Source organism: Oleiphilus sp. HI0117, from assembly GCF_001635235.1.
The window spans coordinates 1-776 of sequence record NZ_LWGA01000263.1 but is presented as its reverse complement, the minus strand read 5'-3'; the positions used below and the strand labels follow the sequence as shown (position 1 = coordinate 776).

General features: G+C 43.3%; 1 pseudogene. It reads left to right on the top strand.

The features are described 5' to 3' along the window. Positions 1-776: pseudogene (locus A3757_RS03280) on the top strand (arginine decarboxylase); the annotation flags it as partial.

Here is a 776-nt window from a genome sequence, read left to right as displayed (position 1 = left end):
CACAACTTATCGATGTGGTTGATAAGCTAAAGCAAGAGAACATGCTGCACTGCCTCGAATTATTGCACTGCCACTTAGGTTCACAAATCCCCAGCATTCATGATATTCGAAGTGGTGTCGTAGAAGCCTGCCGCTATTTTACTGACCTAATGAGTGAGGGTGCAGAATTAACCCATATAGATTTGGGTGGTGGCTTAGCGGTTGATTATACCGGCGCACAAAGCAATGACGATAAAAGTCGTAACTACACGCTTGAAGAATATTGTGAAGATATTGTCGATACTCTCAAGCAAACCTTGGACGACCATAATATTCCTCACCCAACGATTGTCACGGAATCTGGGCGAGCAACTGTCGCTTACTCTTCAATTCTGCTGTTCAATATTCTAGATACCAATATTTTTGAACCAATCAGTCTGCCCGAACCATCGCCTGAGGAGCATCAACTACTCACAAAGATTCGTGAGATAAAAGACTACCTATCGCCACGGCGAGTACAGGAGTGTTATAACGATGCGCATTTTTATCGTGATGAAGTGCGTGCTTTATTCAAGCGTGGGCAGCTCTCATTAAGAGAGCGATCAATCGCAGAAAACTTATTTCTCGATGTTCTTCATTGTATCGCAGACCTGTTAGATACAATGGATAAAACGCCACCAGACCTGGAAGACCTTAAGCTATCGTTGGCAGATATCTACTATGGAAACTTTAGCCTATTTCAATCGCTGCCAGACATATGGGCGATTGATCAACTGTTTCCGATTATGCCAATTCAC